The sequence below is a fragment of the Streptomyces venezuelae genome, from assembly GCF_008642335.1.
GTDB lineage: Bacteria > Actinomycetota > Actinomycetes > Streptomycetales > Streptomycetaceae > Streptomyces > Streptomyces venezuelae_F.
Genome location: NZ_CP029191.1, coordinates 130,168 through 149,240, shown reverse-complemented (window position 1 = coordinate 149,240; position 19,073 = coordinate 130,168). Strand labels below are relative to the sequence as shown.

12 protein-coding genes are annotated in these 19,073 nt (G+C 73.1%); all 12 read left to right on the top strand.

What is annotated here, in order from left to right; translation table 11 throughout:
- The first annotated feature begins 1,480 nt into the window (after positions 1–1,480).
- The 12 genes from DEJ49_RS00665 to DEJ49_RS00605 all read left to right on the top strand — a co-directional run bounded on the left by DEJ49_RS00665 (position 1,481) and on the right by DEJ49_RS00605 (position 19,010).
- Positions 1,481–2,548, top strand: coding sequence for a type III polyketide synthase (locus DEJ49_RS00665; RefSeq protein ID WP_150181865.1), 1,068 nt, complete (start codon positions 1,481–1,483; stop codon positions 2,546–2,548).
- 94 nt (positions 2,549–2,642) lie between these two features.
- Entirely contained in the window at positions 2,643–3,212 is a 570-nt protein-coding gene (locus DEJ49_RS00660; protein ID WP_150181864.1) for a cupin domain-containing protein, read from the top strand.
- 5 nt (positions 3,213–3,217) lie between these two features.
- Positions 3,218–4,426: a DegT/DnrJ/EryC1/StrS family aminotransferase gene (locus tag DEJ49_RS00655; protein ID WP_150181863.1), complete on the top strand. Its 1,209-nt coding sequence runs from the start codon at positions 3,218–3,220 to the stop codon at positions 4,424–4,426.
- Complete coding sequence (locus DEJ49_RS00650; protein WP_150181862.1) at positions 4,423–5,490, top strand: class I SAM-dependent methyltransferase; 1,068 nt, start codon at positions 4,423–4,425, stop codon at positions 5,488–5,490. Before DEJ49_RS00655 ends, DEJ49_RS00650 begins: the two co-directional genes overlap by 4 nt.
- Before the next feature lie 99 nt (positions 5,491–5,589).
- Positions 5,590–6,201 carry an NAD(P)H:quinone oxidoreductase gene (gene wrbA, locus DEJ49_RS00645; RefSeq protein ID WP_150181861.1) on the top strand — a complete coding sequence of 204 codons (612 nt, stop codon included), beginning with the start codon at positions 5,590–5,592 and terminating at the stop codon, positions 6,199–6,201.
- A 1,467-nt stretch (positions 6,202–7,668) separates the two neighbouring features.
- On the top strand, positions 7,669–9,258 hold the full coding sequence (locus DEJ49_RS00640) for a class I adenylate-forming enzyme family protein (RefSeq protein WP_150181860.1): 1,590 nt from the start codon (positions 7,669–7,671) through the stop codon (positions 9,256–9,258).
- Positions 9,259–9,778: 520 nt separating this feature from the next.
- Positions 9,779–10,993, top strand: coding sequence for a methionine adenosyltransferase (gene metK, locus DEJ49_RS00635; RefSeq protein WP_150181859.1), 1,215 nt, complete (start codon positions 9,779–9,781; stop codon positions 10,991–10,993).
- 216 nt (positions 10,994–11,209) lie between these two features.
- On the top strand, positions 11,210–12,193 hold the full coding sequence (locus tag DEJ49_RS00630; RefSeq protein WP_150181858.1) for a carbohydrate kinase family protein: 984 nt from the start codon (positions 11,210–11,212) through the stop codon (positions 12,191–12,193).
- On the top strand, positions 12,190–15,717 hold the full coding sequence (metH, locus tag DEJ49_RS00625; RefSeq protein WP_150181857.1) for a methionine synthase: 3,528 nt from the start codon (positions 12,190–12,192) through the stop codon (positions 15,715–15,717). Before DEJ49_RS00630 ends, metH begins: the two co-directional genes overlap by 4 nt.
- Positions 15,714–16,619 (top strand): methylenetetrahydrofolate reductase [NAD(P)H], encoded by a 906-nt coding sequence (gene metF / locus DEJ49_RS00620; RefSeq protein WP_150181856.1) that lies wholly within the window; start codon positions 15,714–15,716, stop codon positions 16,617–16,619. The genes metH and metF overlap by 4 nt, the downstream gene beginning before the upstream one ends.
- Entirely contained in the window at positions 16,597–18,060 is a 1,464-nt protein-coding gene (gene ahcY / locus DEJ49_RS00615; protein ID WP_150181855.1) for an adenosylhomocysteinase, read from the top strand. The genes metF and ahcY overlap by 23 nt, the downstream gene beginning before the upstream one ends.
- A gap of 488 nt (positions 18,061–18,548) precedes the next feature.
- On the top strand, positions 18,549–19,010 hold the full coding sequence (locus DEJ49_RS00605) for a hypothetical protein (RefSeq protein ID WP_150181853.1): 462 nt from the start codon (positions 18,549–18,551) through the stop codon (positions 19,008–19,010).
- Positions 19,011–19,073 lie beyond the last annotated feature (63 nt).

Below are 19,073 nucleotides of genomic sequence, written 5' to 3'. Positions count from 1 at the left end.
CACTCCGCGCGAAGGCGGACAGCCGTCCGGAGATACGGAGCGCACAACACCCCGGCGCAGTGACCTACGTCACTTTCGGAGTCCCTTGGTGCCGGGACGGCATCCGTGTCACTATTTCCGCACGACTTCCCTGCCCAAAGCCGGTTCTGAGGCGGTGGGTTGAGCGTCGTAACCGCCGCCCCTAACGGCCCTGCCGAGTTCACGACCCGGCGGCATCGCTTCCCCCCACCGCATTTATTTGCCCGTACGCCCTGACGCCCGGCGTCGACGCACGCGGGCCCGGCAGGGATTTTCCCTCCTTGATTTCGGCTCCTCGGCCGTGACGAAATCCGTACCGGAAAAAGCCGCGCCAGCACCCGCACCGGCAGACACCGGCAGTGAGCCCATCCCGCGTGGGCGCAGCCGTGCCGCGGCCCCGCCCGATCCGGCCCGGCCCGGTCAACCCCCCTGCGGGGGCCGGTCGGCGGCGGACCCAGAAAGGGCGCACCGGCAGGAGAACAGCCGGCGCGCACCGGACCGCTGCCCCTGCCCGCTGCCCCTGCCCCGCCATGCCCCGCCGCGCCCGGCCCGGTACGCGACCGCCCTTCGACAACGCGCCAGCACCGCGAGAGGCCAGCAGCCGACAGCCAGCAGCCGGCGGTGAACGGCGGACGACGAGCCGCCCCCCCCCGGGCCCAGGGCGAGGGCGCCTCTCCCGTACCGCCGGGGCGCCCCCGTACCCCCACGGGCCCCGCAACGCCCGCCCGGCGCCACCCCCCGGCCCGCACCCCACGGCACGCCCCACCGCCCCGGACCCGCGCCCGTACCCCGCCCGCCAGGGCAAGACCGCGGCACCGCGCACCCGCACCACCCCGCCCCCCGGCCACACCCTCCCGCGGCACCGCGCCCGCGCACCTCCCCGCCAGGGCCTCCGGCCTCGGCCACACCCTCCCGGGAACCCCGGCCCCGCACTCCGCCCCACCGCACTCCGCCCCACCGCACTCCGCTCCACCGCACTCCGCCCCACCGCACTCCGCCTCACCCGGCCCTCGAGCCGGCCTGCCCCACCCGATGCATCATCCGCGCCGCCTTCCCCGGCGCCCGGACCACCACCCCTGCCCCCAACGGGCCCCGCCCCAACGGGCCGGCCCGCCCCCACGGGCAGGCCCCGCCCCCACGGGCCCTGCCCAGCGGGCCCGCCCCACGGGCCCCCGGCACCCCCGGGGACCTGCCCCGGGGACCTGCCCCGGGGAGCTACCCCGGGGCTTTGCCCCCACGGGCCCCGCCCCCAGGGCTCCACCGGGCCGTGCAGGTTCGACAGGGCCCGCGCAGAAGAGGGCGCGGGATGTGGTGCTGGTCCGGGGCCGGCGAAGGCGGCGCGGCAGACGCCGTCACAGCAGCTGCCCTCGCCGCCGCCCGCCGGGCGGCACCGGGAGTGCGCGAAAGCTAAGCAGCTTCCTCACGTGCAGAAGGCAGACTCTAGAGAAAGTGGATTCCCGATATGCCTAGGCTATGCAAGCCGTCAGTGCGTGTGCCGGAATACGTCATCACAGCGGAAGAGACGCTTCAATTCGCCGAGAGCGTCCACGCCGGAAAGCCGCAACTGCCCCTGGCGCTGCGGCTGATCCGCAACACGGGGGTGCTGAAGCGGCATATCGTGCAGCCCATCGAGCAGACCCTGGCCCACCCCGGCCTGACCGAGCGCAACCGCATCTACGAGGCGGAGTCCAAAAAACGCACCCCCGAGGTCGTCGAGGAGGCCCTGGCCAACGCCGAGGTCAACGCCCGCGACATCGACGCCATCATCTACGTGTCGTGCACCGGCTTCCTCATGCCCTCGCTGACCGCCTGGCTCATCAACAAGATGGGCTTTCGCTCCGACACCCGCCAGATCCCCATCGCCCAGCTGGGCTGCGCGGCCGGCGGCGCCGCCATCAACCGGGCCCACGACTTCTGCGTGGCCCACCCCGGCAGCAACGTCCTGATCGTCTCCTGCGAGCTGTGCTCGCTGTGCTACCAGCCCGACATGGACGACATCGGCTCCCTGCTCTCCGACGGCCTGTTCGGCGACGCGGTCGCCGCCGCCGTGGTGCGCGGCACCGGCGGCACCGGCATCGAGCTGGAGCGCAACTCCTCCTACCTCATCCCCGACACCGAGGACTGGATCTCCTACTCGGTGCGCGACACCGGCTTCCACTTCCAGCTGGACCGCCGGGTGCCCGGCACGATGGAACCCCTCGCCCCGGTGCTGCGCGACTTCGCCGCCGGCCACCAGTGGGACGCCTCCAACCTCGACTTCTACATCGTGCACGCCGGCGGCCCGCGGATCCTCAACGACCTGGCCAAGTTCCTGGACGTGGACCGCAAGGTGTTCCGCCACAGCTGGTCCACGCTGACCGAGTACGGCAACATCGCCAGCGCGGTCGTCCTGGACGCCGCCCTGCGCCTGTTCGAAGAGGACACCCCGATGCCCGACGCCACCGGGCTGATCGCCGGATTCGGCCCCGGCATCACCGCCGAGATGGCCCTGGGCCGCTGGAACAGCGACACCCCGCCCGCCGCCGGCTGACCCGCCGCCCCGGCCGCCCGCCCCCCCCATACAGGGGCAGGTGCGGGCCGCGCGCCGTGCGAGATGTCCGCGACAACCGAAGGAAAACCATCACATGACTTCCAGCCTGATCGTCCCGCCCGGTGGGGGACGCACGCTGAAGACCCCGGCGCAGGAGGTGACCTTCAAGGCCACCCAGGCGCAGGGCTCCGCCGTCTCCATCTTCGAGGTGATCGTGCCGCCCGGCTTCGACGTCGGCGCCCACGTCCACCACGAGTCCCAGGAGTTCTTCTACGTCCTCGAGGGCGAGCTGGACCTGATGTGCTTCGAGCCCACCGAACGCACCCGCGACACCTGGCACCACTGGCGCTCCGCCAGCGGCGAGCGCGTCATCCGCGCCGCCGAGGGCGGCTGCATGTTCGTGCCGACCGGCACCCCGCACGCCTTCCGCAACGCCACCGACAAGCCGGTCAAGATGCTCTTCCAGAGCTTCCCCTCGCCCGACCACGAGCAGTACTTCGAGGAGATCGCGGAGATCTGGGCGCGCGGCACCACCGTCGACCCGGCGGCCGTGGAGGAGATGCGCAAGCGCTACGACGTCGAGGAACTCACCCCCTTGCGCTACCAGCCGCCCACCACACCGCAGCCGCAGCCGCAGCAGTCGCCCAAGCCGCAGGGGACGTGACCGCCATGACCACCACCACACCCGCCGCCTCCGCCGCCACGTCCGCCCCCGCCGCCGGGTCCGGTGCCGCCGTTCCGCTGGTGCACGCCAGCCTGGGCGAGCAGGAACTGGCCGCCGTCGCCGAGGTGTTCGCCTCCGGCTGGCCGGCCGGCCAGGGCCCGCGCGGCAAGGCCCTGGAGGCCCAGCTCGCCCAGCGCTACGCCATGGACGCGGTCGCCCTGAGCAACTGCGGCGCCGCCCTGCACGTGGCGCTGCTGGCGCTGGGCGTGCAGCGCGGCGACGAAGTCATCGTCGCCGACTACACCTTCCCCGCCCCCGCCCACGCGGTGCGCTACCTGGACGCGGTGCCCGTCTTCGCCGACGTACGCCCCGACACCCACACCGTGGACGTCCAGGCCGTCGCCGACCTGATCACCGAGCGCACCACCGGCATCATCGCGGTGGACACCGTCGGCCTGCCCGCCGACTACCGCGAACTGCAGGCCCTGGCCGACCGGCACGGCCTGTTCCTCATCGAGGACGCCGCCTGCGCGGTCGGCGCCACCTACCAGGGCCGCCAGGCCGGCGCCCTGGCCCCCGTCTCCTGCCTGTCCTTCCACGGCCGCAAGGGCGCCACCAGCGGCGAGGGCGGCGCCCTGCTGGCCGCCGACCCGGCCATCGCCGCCGACGCCCGGCTGCGCTCCTCCTTCGGCATCGGCAGCATCTTCGACCAGTCGAAGATCGTCGGCCTGCCCATCCCGGAGTTCACCGAGATCGGCTACAACTTCAAGCTCTCCGACATCGCCGCCGCCATCCTGCAGGTCCAGCTCGGCCGGATCGACGAACTCCTGGCCCGCCGCACCCAGGTCGCCGCCGCCTACGGCGAACTCCTGGCCGACGAGGAACTGGTGACGCTGCCCCAGGTGCCCGCCGACCGCACGCACGCCTGGCAGTCCTACCTCATCGCGCTGGACGCGCGGGTGGACCGGGCCGCCCTCGCCGCCGACCTGCGCGGCCAGGGCATCGGCTGCGGCCACGGCACCTGGGCCAGCCACCTGCAGCCCGTCTTCGCCGCCCGGCAGGCCTGCCCCGTCTCGGCCGACCTGTTCGCCCGCCACCTGGCCATCCCCATGCACGCCGAACTCACCGCCGACCAGATCGAACGCGTCGTGACGGTGCTGCGCACCGCCCTTCGCACCCACGCGGCCCCCGCGGGCCGGGGAGGAACCGCATGAGCGAGCACCAGCCCACCACGACCACCACGCCCCACACCGGGCCGGACACCGCGGGGCATGCCGGGCCGGATTCCGCTCCGGACTGGGGGCCGGACACCATCCTGCGGCTCATCAACGGCTACTGGTCCACCGGCATCCTGGGCGCCGCCGCCGAACACCGCCTGTTCACCCACCTCGAGGACGGCGCCCACGACGCCGCCCAGCTGGCCGCCCGCGCCCAGATCTCCGAACGCGGCGCCCAGACTTTGCTGGACGGCCTGGTCAGCATCGGCCTGGTCACCCTCGAGCGGGGCCGCTACCGCAACACCCCGGCCGCCTCCGCCTACCTGGTCGCCGGCCGGCCCGCCGACCTGTCCGCGATGGCCCGCCTCAAGCTCACCCACATGGGCAAACTGGCCGCCCTGCCCGAGGTGGTACGCGCCGGCGGCCCGGTCAGCGACCCCACCACCGAAGTCGCCGACAACCCCCACTGGGGCCAGGTCGTGCCGGCCATCGCCGCCCAGTCGGTGCCCGCCGCCGCCGTCGCCGCCGACGTGCTGCGCCTGTCCGAGGCCGGCCCGCTGTCCATCCTGGACGTCGGCGGCGGCTCGGGCATCTACTCCGCCACCTGGCTCGAGGCCAACCCCGCCGCCCGCGCCACCCAGCTGGACTGGGAACCCATCAACGCCATCGCCCGCGAGCTGCTCGCCGAACGCGGCGTCGCCGACCGCTTCACCTGCATCGACGGCGACTTCCACACCACCGACTTCGGCACCGGCGCCTACGACGTGGCGCTGTACTCGCACATCGCCCACCAGGAAGGCCCCGAGGACAACATCGAGGTCTTCACCCGCCTCAAGGACGCCCTCAAGCCCGGCGGCGCCCTGGTGGTGTGCGACTACGTCGTCGACGACGACCGCACCGGACCCGCCTTCCCGCTGCTGTTCGCCTCCGAGATGCTCCTGAAGTCCCAGCAGGGCGGCACCTGGCGGCGCGCCGACTACCACGCCTGGCTCACCAAGGCCGGCTTCAGCGACATCACCTTCCACTCCGCCCCGCCCGCCACGCTGGTCATCGCCCGCTAGCCGCGCCGCGTACGACGCCCACCCGGCACCCGGCACCGAGCACTCAGCACCCAGTACTCAGCACCCAGTACTCAGCACCCAGAACACGAGGAAACAGCTGTGGACCCTGTGAACGTGTCCGTCATCTACTACAGCGCGACCGGCACCGTGCACGCCCTGGCCCAGGCCGTGGCCGAAGGCGCGGAGAAAGCCGGCGCCACCGTGCGGCTGCGCAAGGTCGCCGAGACCGCCCCCGAGGCCGCCGTCAACGCCAACCCCGCCTGGGTGGAGCACCGGGCGGCCACCACCGACATCGCCGAGGCCACCCACGACGACCTCGCCTGGGCGGATGCGGTCCTGTTCGGCACCCCCAGCCGGTTCGGCAACCCGGCCAGCCAGCTGCGCGCGTTCATCGACACCACCGGCCCGCTGTGGTTCGCGGGCAAGATCGCGGGCAAGGTGTTCTCCGCGTTCACCGCGAGCAACACCGCGCACGGCGGGCAGGAGTCGACGATCCTGGCGCTGTCGAACACCTTCTACCACTGGGGCGGCATCATCGTGCCGCCCGGCTACACCGACCCCATCCAGTTCCAGTCCGGCAACCCGTACGGCACCTCGCACGTCGCCGGCGAGGGCGCGCCCGGCGAGGTCGCGCTGCAGGCCGCCCGCCACCAGGCCCGCCGCGTGGTGGACACCACCGCCGCGCTCAAGGCCGGCCGCGCCGCCGCCTGACCCGCCCCCGCCCCGCCCGGGGGCGGGGGTGGGTGAACCCGGCCGGGCCCGCGCGGCTTCGGTCAGAACCGTGCGGGCCCGGCCGGTGGCCGGTGGGCGGAGCCGGGGGCGCGGCCGGTCGGCAGACCCGGCCCGAGGGGGCGCCCCCGGCGCCCCGGTGCGGTCCGGGGCAGCGACCCCCGGGCCCGCGATACGGCCCGGCGGCGTCCGCCTCGTCCGCCTCACCCCTCCGACGACACAGCCCCGCACAATGTGAGCCCGCCCCCCAAAAATTTTCCTCCCCGCCACCCAGCCCGTCCGGCCCAGGGACCCGGCACCCCGGCCCGCTCCACACCTCGGCCGACCACACCGGCGGCGCACCCCGGGGGGCCCAACATCCGGCCCGGCCCGCTGCACGGCGGGGGGCAGCAACTTCGCGGTTGCGGCGGGCCCGCGCCACCGCGTGCTGGGGGGAGTGTCGGTCGCACCGCCGTGGCGGCCGCTGCACTGTCGCGGTGGGTGTCGGCCGCGCCGCCGTGGCGGGCTGCCCTGCTGTTGGGGTGTGTCGGTCGCATCGCCGTGGCGGCCCCGTTGCACTGTCGTGGTGGCCGTCGGCCGCGCCGCCGTGGGGGTGGGCTGCCCCGCCGTTGGGGGCGGTCGCGCCATCGTGGCGGCCCCGCTGCACTGTCGTGGTGGCCGTCGGCCACACCGCCGTGGGGGTGGGCTGCTCCGCTGTTGGGGGGCGGTCGCATCGCCGTGGCGGCTCCGCTGCACTGTCGCGGTGGCTGTCGGCCGCGCCGTGGGGGCGGGTTGCCCCGCCGTTGGGGGGCGGTCGCATCGCCGTGGCGGCTCCGCTGCGCCGTCGCAGTGGCCGTCGGCCGCGCGGTGGGGCCGGGCTGCCCCGCTGTTGGGGTGTGTCGGTCGCGCTGTTCGTGGCGGCCCTGCTGCGCTGTCGTGGTGGCTGTCGGCCGCGCCGTGGGGGCTGCCCCGCCGTTGGGGGCGGTCGCACCGCCGTGGTGGCCCCGCTGCACTGTCGCGGTGGCCGCCGCCCACATCGCCGTGGCCGGCGCGGCCCACCGCCGGGCCTGCCCGCCTGACCGTTGCGGCCGGCCTGCCTCACCGCTCGACCGGGCGTCCAACGGGCCAGGGCGCCGGAGTCGTTGCTGCGGGCCCGCTGCGCCGCCGGGGCGCGTCGGCCTTGCCACTGGGGCCGGTCCGCCGCACCGCCGGGAGCCCTCGGTCGCACCAGCCACGCCCTCGGTCGCGCCGCCGGAGCAGGCCCGGCCTCCCCTCCCCCGGGGGGCGGCCGGGCCCGCTCCGCCGCGGCCGGCCCACCCCGCAGCATCCCGGCCGCAGCACCCCGGCCCACCACCGGGCCCGCCCCCCTCACCGCCCCGACCCGCCCCACCCCGCCCGATAAGGCCCGGCCCCGCCCCGGGGCCCCCATCCCGTCGCCGTCCGGCCACCTCACCTAAGGAGACAGCCCCGATGAAGGGCTCCACGGTCTACGCATCGATCCAAAAGCGCGGTCTGCACCTCGGTCTCCTGCCGGAGATGGCCGCCGCCGTCAACGGCTCCATCCCCATCACCCTCGACCACGACCTGCACGTCCTGCCCCAGGCCGGCCGGCGCCTGACCCTGGCCGAGTTCGCCGAGGCCATCGACGACCTGGCCGCCCGCCTGTGGGCGGCCGGCATCCGCCCCGACGAACACCTGGTCATCCACAAGAGCGCCAACGCCGACATCTGGATGCTGGGCGCCGCCGCCTCCCGCATCGGCGCCGTCCCGGTGATGCTCTCGCCCGCCCTGGACGCCCCCACCGTCGCCGCCCTCATGCAGCGCCTGGAACGCCCCAGCCTCCTGACCGACCTGCCCAAACTCGACGCGGGCCTGGCCAAGGAAGCCCTGGCCGACCTCACCCGGCACGTCCTGATCACCGCCGGTGAACGCGAGGGCACCCAGTCCCTGGCCCGCCTCGCCCACGCCCCCCGCGTCGCCCCGGTCGTGCGCCCCATCGACGAGGCCGCCGTCATCACCCACACCTCCGGCACCACCGGCCTGCCCAAACTCGTCGTGCACACCCCCCGCACCCAGGGCATCCGCCTGGTCCCGCAGTGGCGCCTGCTCACCCTGCTGCGCCGCAAGGACACCGTCGCCATCCACATCCCCTTCGTGCACTCCCGGATGGTCGCGGCGATGTCCCTGGCCCTGCTCAAACAGCTCCCGATCCTCCTCATGAACGAATCCGACCCCGACAGCGTCGCCGAGCAGTTCCTGGCCCACCGCCCCGGCTTCGTCGAGGCCCTGCCCAACTCCCTGATGGACTGGGAAGACCTGGCCGGCGACCCGCGCCGCCCCTTCGCCTCGGTGAAGGTCTTCAGCAGCACCTTCGACGCCATCCACCCGCGCACCATGGGCCGGCTGCTCAACGCCTCCGACCGCCCCGGCGCCCTGTTCTTCCAGATCTACGGACAGAGCGAGGTCGGCCCCGCCGTCGGCCGCGCCTACTTCCGCAACTCCGCCCACAAGGCCAACGGCCGCTGCGTGGGCTGGGCCATGCCCGCCGGCGCCGCCAGGGTCCGCGTCGTCAGCCGCAACGGCAAGACCCCCTCGCCCACCAACCCCGGCTTCATCGAGGTCGCCTGGCCCGGCCTGGCCAAGACCTACCACGCCGAACAGGACCGCTACGACACCAACCGCAACGGCGCCTGGTGGCGCACCGGCGACGTCGGCTACCGCACCAAACTGGGCTGCCTGCACATGCTCGACCGCGAAGTCGACATGATCGACGGCGTGCGCAGCTCCCTCGAGATCGAGGACGTCGTCCTGGGACGGCTGGCGGAACTGAGCGAACTGGTCGTGGTCACCGGCCCCGACGACCGGCCCGTCCCCGTCGTCTGCACCACCGACGACGCCCCCCTGGACCGCGCCCGCTGGCGCGCCGCGGTCACCGACTTCCCCCAGCTCGCCGACCCCGTCCAGCTCCCGCAGGCCGACCTGCCGCGCACCGCCACCCTCAAGGTCCAGCGCATCGCCCTGACCCAGCAGCTCCGCCACCACCTGCCCGACCCCGCCTGACCCGCCCGGCCCGGCCCCCCCCGGGGCCCGGCGGCCGGGGGACCGGCGGGGCGCCACCCCCCCCAGACCGCCACCGGAGTCGGTGCCCCCGGCCCGGGAGCGGGGGAGGGGAGCGGGGCGGTTTCCCCGACGCCCCCGGCCGCCCCCGGCCGGCGCGGCGTGCGTACGCAACTCCGCGTACCACCGCGCGGGGGTCGCGCCCCCCGGGGGCCTCCCGCGCCCGGCGGCCGCCCCCGGGCCCGCACGCGACGTGCGTACGTAACCCTGCGCACCGCCACGGGAGGTGCGCCCCCGCAGGGCGCGCGCCCACGGCGCCACGCGCGGCGTGGGTACGCAAGTCCTGCGCGCCGCCAGGGGAGTTGCACCCCCGGAGGGCCCCCCGGGATCCGCGCGCGGCGTGTGGATGCAACCCCGCGGGCCCGTCACTGGAGTTGCACCGCCCCCAGGGCTGCCCGCCCCCGGCCACCGCCCCCTTCCCAGCCACCACCACCCACACCCACCCCCTCCCGCCAGGAGAGCCATGTCCCGCCGTCTGTTCACCTCGGAATCCGTCACCGAGGGCCACCCCGACAAGATCGCCGACCAGATCAGCGACACCGTCCTGGACGCCCTGCTCAGCCAGGACCCCGCCTCCCGCGTCGCGGTCGAGACCCTCATCACCACCGGCCAGGTCCACATCGCCGGCGAGGTGACCACCACCGCCTACGCCGACATCGCCACCCTGGTCCGCCAGAAGATCCTCGACATCGGCTACGACTCCTCGGCCAAGGGCTTCGACGGCGCCTCCTGCGGCGTATCGGTGTCCATCGGCGCCCAGTCGCCCGACATCGCCCAGGGCGTGGACACCGCCTACGAGAACCGCGTCGAGGGCGACCAGGACGAACTGGACCGCCAGGGCGCCGGCGACCAGGGCCTCATGTTCGGCTACGCCACCGACGAGACGCCCACCCTCATGCCGCTGCCCATCGAGCTGGCCCACCGCCTCTCGCACCGCCTGAGCGCGGTCCGCAAGGACGGCACCGTCCCCTACCTGCGCCCCGACGGCAAGACCCAGGTCACCATCGAATACCAGGGCAGCCGGCCCGTGCGCCTGGACACCATCGTCGTCTCCTCCCAGCACGCCGCCGACATCGACCTCACCGACCAGCTCACCCCCGACCTGCGCACCCACGTCGTGCAACACGTCCTGGACCGGCTCGCCGACGACGGCATCAAACTCGACACCGACGACTACCGCCTGTTCGTCAACCCCACCGGCCGCTTCGAGATCGGCGGCCCGATGGGCGACGCCGGCCTGACCGGCCGCAAGATCATCGTCGACACCTACGGCGGCATGGCCCGCCACGGCGGCGGCGCCTTCTCCGGCAAGGACCCCTCCAAGGTCGACCGCTCCGCCGCCTACGCGATGCGCTGGGTCGCCAAGAACGTCGTCGCCGCGGGCCTGGCCGCCCGCTGCGAGGTCCAGGTCGCCTACGCCATCGGCAAGGCCGAACCGGTCGGCCTGTTCATCGAGACCTTCGGCACCGCCACCGCCCCGCAGGCCGCCATCGAAGCGGCCGTCACCGAGGTGTTCGACCTGCGCCCGGCCGCGCTCATCCGCGACCTGGACCTGCTGCGCCCCATCTACGCCCAGACCGCCGCCTACGGCCACTTCGGCCGCGAACTGCCCGAGCTGACCTGGGAGCGCACCGACCGCGCCGACGCCCTGCGCAAGGCCGTCGAAGCCGCCAGCTGACCCGCCGCCCTCCCGAACTGCGGCCCCTCCCTCGGCCCGGCCCGCCCCCGCCCCCGGCCCTGGCCCCCGTGCCGCTCTTCGGCCACCGGCCGCCCCCCCGGGCGCGGCCACCGGCCGCCCCCCCCGGGCGCGCCCGCCCGGCGCCCGCAACCAAGCGGGGGCGGGGGCGGCCGGCCCCACACCGCCGACCCACCCAGCTTCAAGGAGTGCCTTGCCGTGCGTATCGCCGTGACCGGATCGATCGCCACCGACCACCTGATGGTCTTTCCCGGACGCTTCGCCGAACAGCTGCTCAAAGAACAGCTGGAGCGGGTCTCCTTGTCCTTCCTCGCCGACCGCCTGGAGGTGCGCCGCGGCGGCGTCGGCGCCAACATCGCCTTCGGCCTGGGCCTGCTCGGCCTGGACCCGATCCTGATCGGCGCCGCCGGCCTGGACTTCACCGACTACGGCCACTGGCTGCGCGACCACGGCGTGGACACCGGCGCCGTCCAGGTCAGCGACACCCTGCACACCGCCCGCTTCGTGTGCACCACCGACCAGGACCAGAACCAGATCGCCACCTTCTACGCCGGCGCCATGGCCGAGGCCTCCCACATCGACCTGGCCGAGGTCACCGCCCGCACCGGCCCGCCCGGCCTCGTCCTGATCGGCGCCGACGACCCCCAGGCCATGCTGCGCCACACCGCCGCCGCCCACCGCCTGAACATCCCGGTGGCCGCCGACCCCTCCCAGCAACTGGCCCGCCTGGACGGCGAGCAGGCCCGCCGCCTGGTGGACGGCGCCCGCTGGCTGTTCACCAACGAATACGAGGCCGCCCTGCTGCTGGAGCGCACCGGCTGGAGCGAACAGCAGCTCCTGGACCGCGTCGGCACCTGGATCACCACCCTGGGCGCCGGCGGCGTCTCCCTGGCCCGCGCCGGCTGCCCCCGGCTGCCCGTGCCCGCCGTCCCCACCGACAAGATCGCCGACCCCACCGGCGCCGGCGACGCCTTCCGCGCCGGATTCCTGGCCGGCACCGCCTGGGAACTGCCCCACGAACGCGCCGCCCAGCTCGGCTGCGCCCTGGCCACCACCGTCCTGGAATCGGTCGGCACCCAGGAGTACAAACTCATCCCCGCCGACCTGAGCGCCCGCATCGACCAGACCTACGGAGCCGGCGCCGCCCGCGCCCTGGAGGCGCGGCTCGAGGGGACCGCATGAGCACACCCAGCACACCCAGCACGCCCGGCCGCACGCCGCGCGCCCGCGCCGCCGCCCTCCGCGAGGCCCTCGCCACCCGCGTGGTGGTCGCCGACGGCGCGATGGGCACCATGCTCCAGGCCCAGGACCCCACCCTGGGCGACTTCCAACAGCTCGAGGGCTGCAACGAGATCCTCAACGTCACCCGCCCCGACATCGTGCGCTCGGTGCACCAGGCCTACTTCGCGGCCGGCGTGGACTGCGTGGAGACCAACACCTTCGGCGCCAACCACGCCGCACTGAACGAGTACGACATCGCCGACCGCATCTTCGAACTCTCCCGGGCCGGCGCCCACATCGCCCGCCAGGTCGCCGACGAATGCGACGCCGGCGACGGCCGCCAGCGCTTCGTGCTCGGCTCGATGGGCCCCGGCACCAAACTCCCCACCCTGGGCCACACCGACTTCACCACCCTGCGCGACGGCTTCCAGGCCAACGCCGAAGGCCTCATCGCCGGCGGCGCCGACCTGCTCATCGTGGAGACCACCCAGGACCTGCTGCAGACCAAGGCCGCCGTCCTGGGCGCCCGCCGCGCCCTGACCCAGGCCGGCCTGGACCTGCCCCTGGTGTGCTCCCTGGCCTTCGAGACCACCGGCACCATGCTCCTGGGCTCAGAGATCGGCGCCGCGCTGACCGTGCTCGAACCCCTGGGCATCGACATGATCGGCCTGAACTGCTCCACCGGCCCCGCCGAGATGACCGAGCACCTGCGCCACCTGGCCCGCCACGCCCGCATCCCGCTGCTGTGCATGCCCAACGCCGGCCTGCCCGTCCTGACCAAGAACGGCGCGCACTTCCCGCTGGACCCCGACGGACTGGCCGACGCCCAGGAGACCTTCGTCCGCGACTACGGCCTCTCCCTGGTCGGCGGCTGCTGCGGCACCACCCCAGAACACCTGCGCCAGGTCGTCGAACGCGTCCGCGGCCTGACCCCGCCCGCCCGCACCCCGCACCCCGAACCCGGCGCCGCCTCCCTCTACCAGACCGTCCCCTTCCGCCAGGACACCGCCTACCTGGCGATCGGGGAGCGCACCAACGCCAACGGCTCCAAGAAGTTCCGCGAGGCGATGCTGGAGGGGCGCTGGGACGACTGTGTGGAGATGGCGCGCGATCAGATCCGTGAGGGCGCGCACATGCTGGACCTGTGCGTGGACTACGTGGGCCGCGACGGCGTGGCCGACATGGAGGAGCTGGCCGGGCGCTTCGCCACCGCCTCCACGCTGCCCATCGTCCTGGACTCCACCGAGGTCCCCGTCATCCAGGCCGGCCTGGAGAAGCTGGGCGGCCGCGCGGTCATCAACTCCGTCAACTACGAGGACGGCGACGGCCCCGAATCCCGCTTCGCGAAGGTCACCGCGCTGGCCAGGGAGCACGGCGCGGCGCTGATCGCGCTGACCATCGACGAGGAGGGCCAGGCCCGCACCCCCGAGCACAAGGTCGCCATCGCCGAGCGCCTGATCGAGGACTTGACGACGAACTGGGGCATTCAGGAGTCGGACCTCCTCATCGACACCCTGACCTTTACGATCTGCACGGGTCAGGAGGAGTCCCGCAAGGACGGTATCGCCACCATCGAGGCGATCCGTGAGCTGAAGAAGCGTCACCCGGACGTGCAGACCACGCTGGGCCTGTCCAACATCTCCTTCGGCCTCAACCCGGCCGCGCGCGTGGTCCTCAACTCCGTCTTCCTGGACGAGTGTGTGAAGGCGGGTCTGGATTCGGCGATCGTGCACGCCTCGAAGATCCTGCCGATCGCGCGGCTGGAGGAGGAGCAGGTCAAGGTCGCCCTCGACCTGATCTACGACCGGCGCGCCGAGGGTTATGACCCGCTGCAAAAGCTGATGGAGCTCTTCGAGGGCGTCTCGACGAAGTCGATGAAGGCGGGCAAGGCCGAGGAACTCCTCGCCCTGCCATTGGACGAGCGGTTGCAGCGGCGCATCATCGACGGCGAGAAGAACGGCCTGGAGGCCGACCTCGACGAAGCCCTGCAGGACACCCCCGCGCTGGACATCGTCAACAACACCCTGCTGGAGGGCATGAAGGTCGTCGGTGAGCTGTTCGGCTCCGGGCAGATGCAGCTGCCCTTCGTGCTGCAGTCCGCCGAGGTGATGAAGACGGCGGTGGCGCACCTGGAGCCGCACATGGAGAAGTCGGACGCGGAGGGCAAGGGCACCATCGTGCTGGCCACCGTCCGCGGCGACGTGCACGACATCGGCAAGAACCTCGTCGACATCATCTTGTCCAACAACGGCTACAACGTCGTCAACCTCGGCATCAAGCAGCCGGTCGCCGCGATCCTGGACGCCGCCGCCGAGCACAAGGCCGATGTGATCGGCATGTCCGGGCTGCTGGTCAAGTCCACGGTGATCATGAAGGAGAACCTGGAGGAGCTCAACCAGCGCCAGATGGCCGCCGACTACCCCGTCATCCTGGGCGGCGCCGCCCTCACCCGCGCCTACGTCGAGCAGGACCTGCACGAGATCTACGAGGGCGAAGTGCGCTACGCCCGCGACGCGTTCGAAGGGCTGCGCCTGATGGACGCCCTCATCGCGGTCAAGCGCGGCGTGCCCGGCGCGAGCCTGCCCGAGCTCAAGCAGCGCCGGGTGCCCAAGCGCGATGCCCCCGTGGCCGTCGAGGAGCCCGAGGGCCCCTCCCGCTCCGACGTCGCCGTCGACAACCCGCTGCCCACGCCGCCGTTCTGGGGCACCCGCGTCATCAAGGGCATCCCCCTCAAGGAGTACGCCTCCTGGCTGGACGAGGACGCCCTGTTCAAGGGCCAGTGGGGCCTCAAGCAGAACCGCACCGGCCACGGACCCACCTACGAGGAACTGGTGGAGAGCGAGGGGCGGCCCCGCCTGCGCGGGCTCCTGGAGAAGCTGCAGACCGACAACCTGCTCGAAGCCGCCGTCGTGCACGGCTACTTCCGCTGCGTGTCCAAGGGCGAGGACCTGATCCTGCTGGACGAGGCCGGCGCCGAACACACCCGCTTCACCTTCCCCCGCCAGCCGCGCGGGCGCCGGCTGTGCCTGGCCGACTTCTTCCGCCCCGAGGAGTCCGGCGAGATCGACGTGGTGGGGCTGCAGGTGGTCACCGTCGGCTCGAAGATCGGCGAGGCCACCGCCGAACTGTTCGCCGCCGACTCCTACCGCGACTACCTCGAACTGCACGGCCTGTCCGTCCAGCTCGCCGAGGCCCTCGCGGAGTACTGGCACGCCCGGGTACGCGCCGAACTCGGCATCAACGCCGGGGACCCGGACGACATCGCGGGCATGTTCCGCACCCAGTACCAGGGCTGCCGCTACTCGCTGGGCTACCCCGCCTGCCCCGACCTGGCCGACCGCGCCAAGATCGCCGCCCTGCTGCGGCCCGAACGCATCGGCGTCCACCTCTCCGAGGAATTCCAGCTGCACCCCGAACAGTCCACCGACGCGCTCGTCCTGCACCACCCCCAGGCCAGCTACTTCAACGCCGGAGGCCGCCCATGACCGCCCTGCGCGCCCTCATCGACCAGGACACCCCCAGCTTCTCCTTCGAGTTCTTCCCGCCCAAGAGCGACGCGGCCGCCCGCACCCTGTGGAAGGCCATCCGCCGCATCGAAACCCTCGCCCCCACCTTCGTCTCGGTCACCTACGGCGCCGGCGGCTCCTCCCGCGACCGCACCGTGGAGGTCACCAAACGCATCGCCGCCGAGACGACCCTGCGCCCCGTCGCCCACCTGACCGCGGTGGGCCACTCGGTGGCCGAACTGCGCCACATCATCGGCCAGTACGCCGACGCCGGGGTCCGCGACGTCCTGGCCGTGCGCGGCGACCCGCCCGGCGACCCCGGCGCCCCCTGGATCGCCCACCCCGACGGCTTCACCCACGCCCACGAACTGGTGCGCCTGGTCAAGGAGTCGGGAGACTTCAGCGTCGGCGTGGCCGCCTTCCCCGAACGCCACCCCCGCTCCACCGACTGGGACAGCGACATCCGCCACTTCGTCGCCAAATGCCGGGCCGGCGCCGACTACGCCATCACCCAGATGTTCTTCCACGTCGAGGACTACCTGCGCCTGCGCGACAAGGTCACCGCCGCCGGCTGCACCACCCCGATCATCCCCGAGATCATGCCGGCCACCGACGTGCGCCAGATCAGCCGCTTCGCCCAGCTCAGCGGCGCCGCCTTCCCCGAACACCTGGCCCACCGCCTGGACGCCGCCCGCCACCACCCCGCCGAAGGCCACCGCATCGGCGTCGACCACGCCACCGCCATGGCCCGGCGCCTGCTCGCCGAAGGCGCCCCCGGCCTGCACTACATCACCCTCAACCGCTCGACCGCCACGCTCGAGATCCACCGCAACGTCACCGACGCAAGGAGCACCCCGCATGACCTCGCAGCCCACCACTGACGGCCACGACTTCAAGGTCGCCGATCTCTCGCTGGCCGCGTTCGGCCGCAAGGAGATCACCCTGGCCGAGCACGAGATGCCCGGTCTGATGGCGATCCGCAAGGAGTTCGCCGCCTCCCAGCCGCTGGCCGGGGCCCGCATCATGGGCTCCCTGCACATGACCGTGCAGACCGCGGTGCTCATCGAGACGCTGGTCGCGCTCGGCGCCGAGGTCCGCTGGGTCTCCTGCAACATCTTCTCCACCCAGGACCACGCGGCCGCGGCCATCGCGGTCGGCCCCAACGGCACCCCCGAGGACCCGCGGGGCGTGCCGGTCTTCGCCTGGAAGGGGGAGAGTCTGGAGGAGTACTGGTGGTGCACGGAGCAGGCGCTGACCTGGCCGAACACGCCCACCGGCGGCCCGAACATGATCCTGGACGACGGCGGCGACGCCACCTTGCTGGTCCACAAGGGCGTCGAGTACGAGAAGGCCGGCAAGGTCCCCGCCGTGGAGAGCGCGGAGAACGACGAGCACCGTGTCATCCTGCAGCTGCTGAACCGCACCATCAGTGAGGGTTCGCAGAAGTGGACCCAGCTGGCCTCGGAGATCCGTGGTGTGACCGAGGAGACCACCACGGGCGTGCACCGCCTGTACGAGATGCAGCGCGAGGGCCAGCTGCTGTTCCCCGCGATCAATGTGAACGACGCGGTGACCAAGTCGAAGTTCGACAACAAGTACGGCTGCCGGCACTCCCTGATCGACGGCATCAACCGCGCCACCGACGTCCTGATCGGCGGCAAGACCGCGGTGGTGTGCGGGTATGGCGATGTGGGCAAGGGGTGTGCGGAGTCGCTGCGCGGCCAGGGCGCGCGGGTGATCGTCACGGAGATCGACCCGATCTGCGCGCTGCAGGCGGCGATGGACGGCTACCAGGTCACCACCCTGGACGAGGTCGTGGAGACGGCCGACATCTTCGTCACCACGACGGGCAACAAGGACATCATCATGGCCTCGCACATGGCCCGGATGAAGCACCAGGCGATCGTGGGCAACATCGGCCACTTCGACAACGAGATCGACATGGCCGGTCTCGCGGCGATCGAGGGCATCGTCAAGGACGAGGTCAAGCCGCAGGTGCACACCTGGACCTTCCCCGAGGGCAAGGTGCTGATCGTGCTGTCCGAGGGGCGTCTGCTGAACCTGGGCAACGCGACCGGCCACCCCTCGTTCGTGATGTCCAACTCGTTCGCGGACCAGACGCTGGCCCAGATCGAGCTGTTCACCAAGCAGGAGCAGTACCCCACCGATGTCTATGTGCTGCCCAAGCACCTGGACGAGAAGGTCGCCCGTCTGCACCTGGACGCGCTGGGCGTGAAGCTGACCACGCTCAGCCCGGAGCAGGCCGCCTACATCGGCGTCGAGGTCGAAGGCCCCTTCAAGCCCGACCACTACCGCTACTGACACGGACGGAACGCCCCGCGCGGGGCGGTCGGAACAGGAGAAGCCGGTGCACGACACCGCACAGGAGGACCCCGGACCACCCCGGCCACCCGGGCCACCCGGACCGGCCACGGCGGCAGCCATGGCTGTGGCCCGGCCCCCGGCCCCGTACGGCACCCCGCCGCTCCGGCTCGCCGGCATCGACGAGGACGACACGTTCGAGAGCCACCTCGTGCGCGGCATCGACTGACCCCCACCCGCCGGGGCCGGGCCCCGACCGGCCCGGCCCCGGCGCCGGTTCGAGCGGACATCGAGCGGATCCGGAGCGGCCAGGAGCGACGATGGCGCCCTGCCCCCCCCACGCACGATCCTTGCCACCGCTGCCGCCCCTGACCGGCACCGCCCCGCACCGCCGCACCACCCCCCGCCCTGTCCGGGGGAGCCGGTGCGCCATACGTCCGACCGGGGCCCGACCTCCAGAGCGCGGGCCCCTGTTCCTAGGAGGAGCGATGTCCACAGCCGCCGCCGAAGGCCCCAACGCCCTGAGCGACATCGGGGACGCCCTCGCCGAGGCCGGAGCGGCCTCGCTCACCGGCGAACGCGCCCAGCTGGCCGAGGGCCTGCTGCGGGCCGCCCTGTCCAAGTGGGAGGACCCCCAGGCCCGGCCGCAGCTCCTGGCCGCCTTCGGCGCCGTGTTCGCCGACGGCCAGGGCGCCGCCCAGATGCGCGACTTCATGTCCCGCCAGATCTTCCAGCAGCTGGCCGCCTCCCTGGAGGAACCCCCCAAGGACTTCGACGAGGTCGCCGAGGCGCTCGGCGTGCCGCCGATGAACATCAACGCCGCCCAGGCCCAGGTATGGGGCGTGGCCGTGCTGCGCTACGTCGTCAAACTGGAGCCGATCGCCTCCGCCTCGGTCGACGAGGTCGTCGCCCTGGTCTCGCCCACCATCCAGCGCTACCTGGTCGGCTGAGCCCGCCCGCACCCCCCCCGGCGGCCCGGAAGCGCGAACCCCCCCTCACATTCCGCAGGGCTG

What these genes read in the sequence shown, in the direction of transcription:
- DEJ49_RS00665 (WP_150181865.1), top strand. Translation starts at nt 1,481, where the DNA reads ATGCCTAGGCTATGCAAGCCGTCAGTGCGTGTGCCGGAATACGTCATC.
- DEJ49_RS00660 (WP_150181864.1), top strand. Translation starts at nt 2,643, where the DNA reads ATGACTTCCAGCCTGATCGTCCCGCCCGGTGGGGGACGCACGCTGAAG.
- DEJ49_RS00655 (WP_150181863.1), top strand. Translation starts at nt 3,218, where the DNA reads ATGACCACCACCACACCCGCCGCCTCCGCCGCCACGTCCGCCCCCGCC.
- DEJ49_RS00650 (WP_150181862.1), top strand. Translation starts at nt 4,423, where the DNA reads ATGAGCGAGCACCAGCCCACCACGACCACCACGCCCCACACCGGGCCG.
- DEJ49_RS00640 (WP_150181860.1), top strand. Translation starts at nt 7,669, where the DNA reads ATGAAGGGCTCCACGGTCTACGCATCGATCCAAAAGCGCGGTCTGCAC.
- metK (WP_150181859.1), top strand. Translation starts at nt 9,779, where the DNA reads ATGTCCCGCCGTCTGTTCACCTCGGAATCCGTCACCGAGGGCCACCCC.
- metH (WP_150181857.1), top strand. Translation starts at nt 12,190, where the DNA reads ATGAGCACACCCAGCACACCCAGCACGCCCGGCCGCACGCCGCGCGCC.
- metF (WP_150181856.1), top strand. Translation starts at nt 15,714, where the DNA reads ATGACCGCCCTGCGCGCCCTCATCGACCAGGACACCCCCAGCTTCTCC.
- ahcY (WP_150181855.1), top strand. Translation starts at nt 16,597, where the DNA reads ATGACCTCGCAGCCCACCACTGACGGCCACGACTTCAAGGTCGCCGAT.
- DEJ49_RS00605 (WP_150181853.1), top strand. Translation starts at nt 18,549, where the DNA reads ATGTCCACAGCCGCCGCCGAAGGCCCCAACGCCCTGAGCGACATCGGG.